Annotated in this window: 10 protein-coding genes; 1 reads left to right on the forward strand and 9 read right to left on the reverse strand. The window is 58.3% G+C overall.

Features of this window, described 5'->3' with window-relative positions; all coding sequences use genetic code 11:
- The 8 genes from PHP98_10980 to PHP98_11015 form a co-directional block, all read right to left on the reverse strand.
- On the reverse strand, positions 1–593 hold a 593-nt coding region (locus PHP98_10980; protein MDD5484151.1), incomplete at its 3' end, for a riboflavin synthase.
- Between the two features lie 67 nt (positions 594–660).
- Positions 661–1,788, reverse strand: coding sequence for a bifunctional diaminohydroxyphosphoribosylaminopyrimidine deaminase/5-amino-6-(5-phosphoribosylamino)uracil reductase RibD (ribD, locus tag PHP98_10985; protein MDD5484152.1), 1,128 nt, complete (start codon positions 1,786–1,788; stop codon positions 661–663).
- Between the two features lie 19 nt (positions 1,789–1,807).
- Positions 1,808–2,236 (reverse strand): transcription antitermination factor NusB, encoded by a 429-nt coding sequence (nusB, locus tag PHP98_10990; GenBank protein ID MDD5484153.1) that lies wholly within the window; start codon positions 2,234–2,236, stop codon positions 1,808–1,810.
- 8 nt (positions 2,237–2,244) lie between these two features.
- The gene (ribH, locus tag PHP98_10995; protein ID MDD5484154.1) at positions 2,245–2,718 is read right to left on the reverse strand and encodes a 6,7-dimethyl-8-ribityllumazine synthase; all 474 of its coding nucleotides are present in this window, start codon (positions 2,716–2,718) and stop codon (positions 2,245–2,247) included.
- 35 nt (positions 2,719–2,753) lie between these two features.
- Complete coding sequence (locus PHP98_11000) at positions 2,754–3,956, reverse strand: bifunctional 3,4-dihydroxy-2-butanone-4-phosphate synthase/GTP cyclohydrolase II (GenBank protein MDD5484155.1); 1,203 nt, start codon at positions 3,954–3,956, stop codon at positions 2,754–2,756.
- 50 nt (positions 3,957–4,006) lie between these two features.
- Entirely contained in the window at positions 4,007–4,750 is a 744-nt protein-coding gene (locus PHP98_11005; GenBank protein ID MDD5484156.1) for a hypothetical protein, read from the reverse strand.
- Positions 4,747–5,202: a transcriptional regulator NrdR gene (gene nrdR / locus PHP98_11010; GenBank protein ID MDD5484157.1), complete on the reverse strand. Its 456-nt coding sequence runs from the start codon at positions 5,200–5,202 to the stop codon at positions 4,747–4,749. The genes PHP98_11005 and nrdR overlap by 4 nt, the downstream gene beginning before the upstream one ends.
- An 18-nt stretch (positions 5,203–5,220) precedes the next feature.
- Entirely contained in the window at positions 5,221–6,345 is a 1,125-nt protein-coding gene (locus PHP98_11015; GenBank protein ID MDD5484158.1) for a Gfo/Idh/MocA family oxidoreductase, read from the reverse strand.
- A 167-nt stretch (positions 6,346–6,512) separates the two neighbouring features.
- On the opposite strand from PHP98_11015, the gene PHP98_11020 reads away from it, so the two are divergent.
- On the forward strand, positions 6,513–7,178 hold the full coding sequence (locus PHP98_11020; protein ID MDD5484159.1) for an endonuclease III: 666 nt from the start codon (positions 6,513–6,515) through the stop codon (positions 7,176–7,178).
- 114 nt (positions 7,179–7,292) lie between these two features.
- Here PHP98_11020 and PHP98_11025 read toward each other — a convergent pair.
- On the reverse strand, positions 7,293–7,554 hold a 262-nt coding region (locus PHP98_11025; GenBank protein ID MDD5484160.1), incomplete at its 5' end, for a hypothetical protein.

Consider the following 7,554-nt stretch of genomic DNA (forward strand, 5'->3'; position numbering starts at 1 on the left):
CTTTCTTCCTGCTCCATCCGCCGGAATACGTATTTGCCGATTAAGTCCGTCTCCAGATTGACCGTATCTTTTTCTCGCAATTGGTGAAGATTTGTATCAGTCCAGGTGAAAGGAATGATATTAACCGAAAACGAAGTCTTTTCCAGCGAGGCGATTGTCAAGCTGACGCCGTCACAGGAAATTGAACCTTTGCCGACCATCTGACGAAGCAACGCATTATCGCAGGAAAACTTTAATGTCCAGTCTCTGCCGTCGGTTGTGCGCTTGATCAGGGTTCCAAGTCCTTCAACGTGGCCGGCAACCAGATGGCCGCCGAGCGGGTCGCCGAGCCGCGCGGCCCGTTCCAGGTTAAGCGCGGCGCCGATTGATTTCCGGCCGAGGTTTGAACATTTAATCGTTTCCGCGAGCACGTCGCAGGCAAACCCCCGTTCCGTTGTCCGGGCGACGGTGAGACAGACCCCGTTGATCGCCACGCTTTCGCCCCCGGCCAGCGGCGGGTTCCATTTTTGCGCGCTGATTTCAAGACGCAGGGCGCCGCCGCTGCTCCGCCTGGCGGCCAGTTTCCCAACCTGTTGGATTAAACCGGTGAACATAACTGAAAAGGCGCAAAGGCGCAAAGGCGCAGAGGCACAAAGTTGGCCGACATTTCAATTCCCATTATTACGATACGTATTGTGTTTTATTTTTTAATGGCTTTGCGCGGATAAGCATATCATTGCCTATTTGCCGGCATTCCGTAAAGCGCAATCGGAGGGATCCCGGGAGCCGCCGTCCCCGGCCTCCGAGCGCGGAGGGAGCGTTTTGGCCGCCGAGCAGACAGGGGGCCAGAAAAAAAATATATTCATCAACCATTCCGGAATCGGAGAGCGAAAAAGCGGTTTCCGCGCCGCCCTCGCACAAAACATGGAGCAATCCCATCCGGCCGATTTTGCCCATCAACGCCGGGATGGATACCCGTCCGCGGCAGGCGGGCAGAATCCAGACCCGGGCGCCGCGCCGTTCCCAGGCGCGCCGGCGGGGCGGCCGGCACTGGCGCGTGGTTGCCATGATGGTTCGTTCCGCGGCGGCATCATTCAGAACCCGCGCCGCCGGCGGCACCCGTCCTTTTGCGTCAAGAATGACGCGGTACGGCCGGCGTCCAAAGGCCGGGTTCGGTAAAAGGGACGGATTATCGGCCAGTACCGTGCCGGCGCCGACCAGGATAACGTCGGCGCGCCGCCGCATATTCTGGACCAGCCGGCGCGCTTTTTTGCCTGTGAGCCAGCGCGATTTCCCGCGGTAATCGGCGATTTTGCCGTCGTAAGACAAGGCCATTTTCAAGGAAACATACGGCCGGTCTGATAAAATCCATTTTTTAAACGGCGCAATCAGTTCCTGCGCTTCCCGGCGGCAGATTCCCGACACAACCTCCAAACCGGCTTTTTTAAGGGCGGAAAGGCCGCGGCCGCGGTGGCGCGGGTTCGGGTCCGGCACGGCCGCGATAACCCGGCTGATTCCGCTTTTGATAATGGCGCCGACGCAGGGCGGCGTTCTGCCGCGGGTGCAACACGGCTCAAGGGTAACATACAAATCCGATTTCCCGGCGCGCGCGCCGGCCTTTTTCAAGGCGATGATTTCAGCATGGCCGCCCCCGGCGCGTTTATGGAATCCAGCTCCGATCAACCGGTTGTTTTTAACGACGAGCGCGCCGACCGGCGGGTTGGGCCGGGTCAGTCCTTCGCCTTTGCGCGCCGACTCAAGAGCGCGGCGCATCCAGCGCTCGTGTTCTTCAAAAGCCGGATTTTGCATGCTAAATGATTTCAAATGCTTATTCAACCGCCTCCCGGCTCGGCCGCCGCAGGTCGCGCAGGGCCCGGTCCAGGATGCCGTTGACGAACCTGCCTGATTCCAGAGAGCTGTAGCTTTTGGCGATGTCCACCGCCTCGTTGATGGAGACCACCGGGGGAATATCCGGCCGGAAAAGCATCTCGTAGAGTGCCAGGCGGATAACGTTCCGGTCAACCGTATTCATTCTTTTTGTTTCCCAGTGTTCGGCGTAGGACTGCATGAGCGCGTCAAGCTGCGGCCGGTTGGCGAGAACGCCGCGGATAAGTTCTTCCGCGAAACGCCGCGACCGCTGGTCGGAGTTCGTACCCTGCCAGAATTCCGGCAAAGCTTCCCCTATATCGCCGGGGTTGAAATCGTTCTGGAACAGAAATTGGACGGCCCATTCTCTTGCTGAACGCCGGGTGGACATAAGGTCAATTATGCCTTCATGCTTTTGAGCAGAGCGGCCATTTCAATCGCGGCCAGGGCGGCGCTCCAGCCGCGGTTGCCGGCCTTGGAACCGGCGCGTTCAATGGCCTGTTCCAGGTTATCGGCGGCGACGATGCCGTCTATCACGGGGATGTTTTCCTTGAGCGATATCTGGCTCAGGGCGCGGGCCGTCTGGGAATTGATCAGGCCGGCGTGCGGCGTGGCGCCCTGCACCACGACCCCCAGGGCGATGAGCGCGTCGTGTTTCCCGGCCAGCGCCAGCTGCTGGACCGCGAGCGGAATTTCAAAGGCGCCCGGCGTCCAGACCACCGTGACGGAGTCCTCCCGCGCGCCGTGCCGTTGGAGGCAGTCCAGCGCGCCGCGCAGCAGCTGGCCGGTGAAGAGGTCGTTGAACCGGCTGACGACTATTCCGAATTTCAACCCCTGCGCGTTCAGCATTCCGGAAATTTCCTTTGCGTTCATTTTATTTTTACTCCTTTTCAAGGCGGAGCGCGGGTTTACAACCAGTGCCCCATCTTCCGTTTTTTTGTCTGCAAATACCGCCGGTTATATTTATTGGATGGAGATATGATAGCTATTCTTTCTGTAATTTCAATGCCATATCCTTCCAGGCCGATCACCTTGCGCGGGTTGTTGGTCATCAGCCTTATTTTTTTCAGGCCGAGGTCGGCCAGGATCTGGGCCCCGATGCCGTAATCGCGCAGGTCGGCGGAAAAACCGAGTTTTTGATTGGCCTCCACCGTGTCAAGACCCCGCTCCTGCAGTTCGTAGGCGTGAATTTTCTGCGCGAAACCGATTCCGCGCCCTTCCTGGCGCATATAAAGCAGCACGCCCGATTTATTGGCGGCGATCATTTTCAACGCCGCCTCCAGCTGCAGGCCGCAGTCACAGCGCAGGGATGAAAACACGTCGCCGGTCAAACATTCGCTGTGCACCCTGACCAGGGCGGCCTTTGTTTTTTCGGGATTACCCATGATCAGGGCAATATGGTGCTCGTTGTCCGGAACGGAGCGGTACAATTTCAGGGTGAACAACCCGAAGGCGGTCGGCAGGGAGACTTCACGGACACGGACGACCAGTTTTTCCCGCCGGCGCCGGAAGGCGATCAGGTCGGACACCGAGGTTATTTTCAATCCGTGCCGGACGGCGAATTTCCGCAGGTCGTTGAGCCTGGCCATGCGGCCGTCGTCGCGCATGATTTCGCAGATGACCCCGGCGGGTTTGAGCCCGGCCAGCCGGGCAAGGTCCACGGCCGCCTCGGTATGCCCGGCCCGCCGCAGCACGCCGCCCTCGCGGGCCTCAAGCGGGAAGACATGCCCCGGGCTGACAAAATCCTCCGGCCGCGCGCGGGCGGCCATCAGCGCCCGTACGGTCCGGGCGCGGTCGTGCGCGCTGATGCCGGTCGTGATTCCGGCGCGCGCGTCAACGGATTCCATAAAGGCGGTTTTAAAGAGGTCGGTCGCGCGCTGGAAACGGGGCCGGGCTATCTGCAATTCCGCCAAACGTTGCTCCGTCATGGCCACGCAAATCAAGCCGCGGCCGAACCGCGCCATGAAATTGACGGCCGCGCCGCTTATTTTATCGGCCGCGACAATCAGGTCGCCCTCGTTCTCGCGGGATTCGTCGTCCACCACGATGATCATTTTACCCCGGCGCACATCCCGGATTATATTTTCAATCGGTTCAAAGGGTGTTTTCATCAATATTAGGCGCGGCGGGGATGCCGCCGCGCGTTACGAATATATACTTTTCAGACGTCAAAATCCATGACCGCCGGCGTAAAATGCCATTCTTTCTTCTCCGCCGCCGTCCGCAGGCTCTCCTGGCAATAACGGAGCGTTTCCGCGGCAAATCGTCTGCCATGTCGGGATTGGCCGGGGTGCCCGAGAATCTTGACGGCGATAAAGCGCGTATTTTTAAGCCCCAATGTTCCCCGGCCGCCGGCGCTATCCCACAGTCCGGAAAGCTGTCCCAGCAGAGCGTGCAATACGCGCCAGATTGTCAACTCCAGCCCGGCGCCCGGAAAGGAAAAAACCGTCCGCAGGTTCAGTGTCCAGCAGGGACCGCCGGCGCTCCAGAACGGCGGGGAAGGACGCAGCGCGCGCACCGCATGGCCCAGGCGGGGGAATAAATCGCCGCCGAAAACCGCGTCGCCGTATGATTCGGTTATATTCAGCTCCGGCCCTTTCAGCCGCAATAAGGTCCGGGCGGCCTCCTCCCGGCCGATGGCCCAGAGCGCGCGGCAGGTCATGAGCAGGAGGTAATCGGAAGGAATCATAACTCCGTTGGCCGCGCGCCGCGCTTCCCGCGGGCGGGGGATAAAAGCGTCCGCATGAAACATGAATTCCGCCACCGAGCGGGCGAGCGCGCCGCTCTCGTGCGGCGCGATCCAGTCCGTGAAATCCGGGCCGACCGACCGCACTTCGGCGGCAATATGTTCGGTTAAAGTATCCAGGCCGGGATCGGTTGATGAAATTGTATCGTTCCAGATCATTCGTGGCTGATAATGCTTTTCACTTCGGTTAAAAACTGATTGACGTCCTTGAAACGCCGGTAGACGGAAGCAAAGCGGACGTAGGCGACTTCGTCAAGCTTTTCCAGCCGTTCCATGACTTTTTCCCCGATAATGCTGCTGGGCACTTCGCGGTCGTATTCGTTGTCTATTTCATGCAGGATGGAATCGGTCAGGTTTTCAATCTGCTCCGTGCTGATGGAGCGTTTCTGGCAGGCGCGCATGATGCCGTTGACCAGTTTATTCCGGTCCAGGTCCTCATGCCGGCCGTCGCGCTTGATTACCTTCAGAACGGCCTTGACGATTTCCTCATAAGTTGTAAAGCGATAGCCGCATTGCAGACATACCCGCCGGCGGCGGATGATGTTTCCGTCTTTGGCCGAGCGGCTGTCAATCACCTTGTCGTGCAAGTGGCCGCATTTCAGACAACGCATTCTCTTGTTCCGTTATTTTTATTTATGTTGGGACCGGCCGCGGCCCTTGCCGTAAATCCGGGGATTCTGACGCCGGCATTCCTCAATCACGGCGATCTGCCGGCGGACCTGTTCCGGAGTGATTTCCAGCGGCGCGTTCGCGGTAAGACTTTTATAGAGCATGGCATAAAAGGCGGCGGACATATCGGCCCCGGGGGACGAAGGGACATACCCGGTTTTACCAGCGGTTTTGCCCGCCTTTTCTTCGGCCGGCCATTTTCCCCCGCGCCAGGAAAGATTTTCTCCGCAATAGGCCGGCGAGCCATCCGGGGTGCGGAGCGGCGCTTTGATTAATTTCCGCCGGGGGGCCTCATTAAGCTTGAAAAACTTCCATTCGGCATTGCTCTGGGTCGCCTTCATGCCGCCGCAGGCGCCGTAGACATTGTAAGTCGTCTCAGGATAAGCGCAACAACAGGAAATTTCAATGTCAATCAGGGGGTGCCCCTCCCCGCTCAGGATCAGCTTGACGTGGTCTTCGGCGTTGCCGTAAGTGTTGGCGCGGTCCATGAAACAACGCACATCGGGCTTGCCTTCGCCGAACAGCGTCAGCGCCTGGTCCAGGGGATGCGGACCGGTGTTCAAGAGCGAGCCGCCGTTGCAATTCTGCAGGGTCTGCCAGTCCCATCTCCGGCTGAAGCCGTTGAACTTAACGGAAATCTGCACAATGCGGCCGAGCACGCCGGAGTTGATCACCTCGCGCACCTTGAGAAAGTAAGGCGCGAAACGGGCCTGTTGAAAAATCGCGAGCACCCGGCCGTGCTTTTTTGAAGCGGCAATCAGGCGATCCGCGTCCTTGACCCTGGAAGCGAGAGGTTTCTCGCAAAGCACATGGAAACCCGCCTTCAGGCTTTCCAGGGTTATGGGAACGTGCTGATGGCTGGGCGAGGCGTTAACAATCAAGTCAATGTGTTGTTGCCCGAAAATTTCCCGGTAATCCTTGTAGACGGCGCAGCGATATTCCCCGGCCGCCATGGCGCGGCGCTCAGGGATGGGGTCCGCCACCGCCGCGATCCGGTAATGCGCGGGATCGGTTTTCAGATATTGCCCGTGAATGTAGCGCCCGCTGCGGCCCTGCCCGATGATAGCAACATTGATGACTTTCATGCCCTTTTTCTCCTTTTCTTCCTTGCGGCGATCATAAAAAAGAATTGCGCTTATCCTGAAAAATGACAAAACCATAGTAATTGCGTTTTTTTTGTTTTACAAGTTGATAATTGCTGTTTTCATATGAGGGCGGGGGAGGGGGAAGGGAAACCTGTTCCCGGCAGTTTATGACCCGAAGTACGGATATAAAAAAAATCATCTCCGTTTTGCGCCGGCACTATAAAAAAAGCCGCGCGCCCGTAACCGGATTAAGCCGGCGGTGCGGGAACACGCCGTTCCAAACGCTGGTCGCGGCCATTTTAAGCTCAAGGACGCTGGACCAGACCACCGCGGCGGCCTGCCTGAATCTTTCCCGCGCCGCGCGGGTCCCCGCCGACCTTCAACGCATGTCCGCGGCACGAATCGCAAAATTGATTTATCCGGTCGGTTTTTACAGGGTGAAAGCGCGGCAATTGAAGGCATTGCCGGAAACCCTCAACCGCCTGTTCGGCGGCCGGATTCCGGACACGGCCGCCGAATTGATGCTTCTGCCGGGCGTGGGCCGGAAAATCGCCAACCTCGTGGCGGCGCGGGCCTTCGGAAGAAATGAAATCTGCGTGGATGTCCATGTCCACCGCATCAGCAACCGGCTGGGACTGGTCCGCACAAAAGACCCGCTGGCGACGGAAAATGCCTTGAAAAGCGCTGTACCCGCAAGATACTGGCGGAACCTGAACCATTTGCTGGTGGCGCTGGGGCAGACAATCTGCCGTCCGACGGCGCCGCAGTGCGCAAAATGTCCGTTAAACCGGCGCGGCGCACGCCTTTGCCGGCGGATAATCAGCCGCGCCTGAGGCCGGGCGTTTGGACCGGCCAACCTTGCCCGGAAGCATGCGCTTCATTTCAAGACAATGCCTTAAAGTTGATTTTACATCCGGATCGGTTTGAAAAATAGAGTAATCCCTCATTTATGAGGGGGAGAGAGAAACCGTAGGGGCTTCGCTTGCGAAGTCCTCTTCAATAAAGACGGGCGCGCGACAAGCGCGGCCCCTACGAAGACTGGCCAATTGAATTGCCATCCACCCACATAACTGAGGGGTTACAAAATAGAAGATAAAAAATGTTGCTTTCGGCGGTGATTCTGATAAAAAAAGAAAAGAATAGGCAATGTCCGCGCGTTGACGGCGCTTGTCGCCGTAGGAGAAAAAAATGAAAATACAGGAAACGAAA

Source organism: Kiritimatiellia bacterium (genome assembly GCA_028715905.1).
Lineage (GTDB): Bacteria > Verrucomicrobiota > Kiritimatiellia > JAAZAB01 > JAAZAB01 > JAQUQV01.

Bases quoted from the DNA above. Each gene is read 5' to 3' on its own strand.
- ribD (MDD5484152.1), bottom strand. From the start codon at position 1,788: ATGCAAAATCCGGCTTTTGAAGAACACGAGCGCTGGATGCGCCGCGCT.
- nusB (MDD5484153.1), bottom strand. From the start codon at position 2,236: ATGTCCACCCGGCGTTCAGCAAGAGAATGGGCCGTCCAATTTCTGTTC.
- ribH (MDD5484154.1), bottom strand. From the start codon at position 2,718: ATGAACGCAAAGGAAATTTCCGGAATGCTGAACGCGCAGGGGTTGAAA.
- PHP98_11000 (MDD5484155.1), bottom strand. From the start codon at position 3,956: ATGAAAACACCCTTTGAACCGATTGAAAATATAATCCGGGATGTGCGC.
- PHP98_11005 (MDD5484156.1), bottom strand. From the start codon at position 4,750: ATGATCTGGAACGATACAATTTCATCAACCGATCCCGGCCTGGATACT.
- nrdR (MDD5484157.1), bottom strand. From the start codon at position 5,202: ATGCGTTGTCTGAAATGCGGCCACTTGCACGACAAGGTGATTGACAGC.
- PHP98_11015 (MDD5484158.1), bottom strand. From the start codon at position 6,345: ATGAAAGTCATCAATGTTGCTATCATCGGGCAGGGCCGCAGCGGGCGC.
- PHP98_11020 (MDD5484159.1), top strand. From the start codon at position 6,513: ATGACCCGAAGTACGGATATAAAAAAAATCATCTCCGTTTTGCGCCGG.